The sequence below is a fragment of the Streptomyces sp. NPDC034099 genome, assembly GCF_055575415.1.
In genome coordinates this window covers 1-1,699 of the sequence record NZ_JBVISR010000037.1, presented here as the reverse complement: position 1 = coordinate 1,699, position 1,699 = coordinate 1, and the positions used below count along the sequence as shown (strand labels likewise).

2 protein-coding genes are annotated in these 1,699 nt (G+C 69.7%); both read right to left on the bottom strand.

Annotated elements, in window-relative coordinates:
* The coding region (locus ACZ56V_RS39425; protein WP_468948755.1) for an MATE family efflux transporter at positions 1-797 on the bottom strand (797 nt) is incomplete at its 3' end.
* Between the two features lie 11 nt (positions 798-808).
* A partial coding sequence (locus ACZ56V_RS39420) for an alpha/beta hydrolase (RefSeq protein ID WP_468948753.1) occupies positions 809-1,699 on the bottom strand: 891 nt, incomplete at its 5' end.

The window sequence follows — 1,699 nt, the reverse complement described above, 5'->3', positions numbered from 1 at the left end:
AGCCGGCCCGCGGCCCACACTGCGGCCAGCCAGTAGACTCGCAGGCCGATTGTGCGGACGAGTAGCGCGAAGTTCGCGGTGAGTGAGGCGCGGATCGCCCGCGTGTCTGGCCATGGGCTGATCCCCTCGGCGCGGCAGGCTCTTAGCACGATGTACGCGTATGCGACCGCTATCGCCGTTTGTACGCTCGCCGTTCCGGCCGCCGAGCCCGCGATTCCGAGCCCGCACGGGTATACCAGGATCCAGTTCACCAGCGTATTGACGACCGCTGCCGCCGCCGCGATCAGTAGCGGGGTGCGCATGTCGTGCAGGCCGCGCAGCAGTCCGGTCGCGGCGAGCACGAGCAGCATCCCCGGCAGTCCCACGGAACTGATGCGCAGGTAGGTCGCCGCGTACGGGGCTGCCTGCGTTCCCGCGCCGAGCCGGCGCACGATCGGTTCCGCGCCCAGCACGCCGACGACGGCGAGCAGCAGACCGAGTCCGGCCGCCAGGTAGAGCCCGTCGATCCCGCGGGCCAGGCCCTGCTTGCGCCGTCCGGCTCCGATGAGCCGGGAGACCTGCGCGGTGGTGTTGTAGGCGAGGAAGATGCACACGTTGACGAGCGTGTTCAGGGCGGCTCCGGCCGTGCCGAGTCCGGCGAGCTGGGCGGAGCCCAGGTGCCCGACGATGGCGCTGTCGGTGAGCAGGAACAGCGGCTCGGCCAGCAGTGCGCCGAGCGCGGGTATCGCCAGGGCGAGGATCTGCCGCCCGGAGACACGCCTCGCGTCGTCCGTGTCGGGCGTGAGATCGGCTTTCACGTCGCTCTGCTTCAGATCTGGCTGTGCAGCATGCGCAGCAGGCGGTCGAGGACGCGCCCGCCACTGACGCGAAGCCCGTCGTGCTCGTACTCGTTGGTCGCCCACAGCCGTAGGCCCCTGATGGTCTCGGCGGTCTGGAGCGAGTAAGTGGCGTCGACGTACATGTCGTCGAGGTAGACGGCGGCGGCCACGGGGACGTCGTTCGCGGCCAGGCGCCGGGGGTCGTAGAGGTCGGGCCAGTCCTCGTGGGCGAACAGCATCTCGGCGGGCTCGCGCAGGGGCGCGAGACAGGGTTGGTCGAAGTGGCACGGGTAGGTCATCTCGCCGGTGAACAGTATCGGGTCGTCCCCTGCCAACGCCGTGCGCGCGTCGAACTGGGGGAACTCGCCGCGCACTCGCTGAGCCGCCCAGTTCGTCGCGCCGGTGCCGCGCTGGGCGTAGGTGAGTTCGTGCATGAGCGGGTTCAGCGGCAGTTGGGCGTAGCTGAGGAAAGTCGCTGTGCGGGCGAGGAAGCTGTCGGACAGTTCCGCTCCGGCCCAGGTGTCTTCGAGCAGGTAGTGCAGCACGTCCGCGCCGTCGCTCGTGCCGAGCATCATTCCGAGCGACTGGAAGGCCTCGACGGTGAGCAAGGATCCGTCCGGCATGGCTGCCGGGCGCTCGATCAGGTGTGCGGCGATGCGGCGGACCGAGGCGGCGTCCTGCGGGTACTGGCGGTAGTACGCGGTGTTCTTGCGGTGCACGCGCGGATATGTGGCGCGGTAGACCTCGTCGGCGGTGACGCGCAGACCGGGAAGACCGCCGGTGATGACTGCCTCGCGCAGGCCCTCGGGCGCGAACGAGAGGTAGGTGACGGTGCACATGCCACCGAAGCTCTGGCCGAGCACCGACCACGGTTCGTTGGT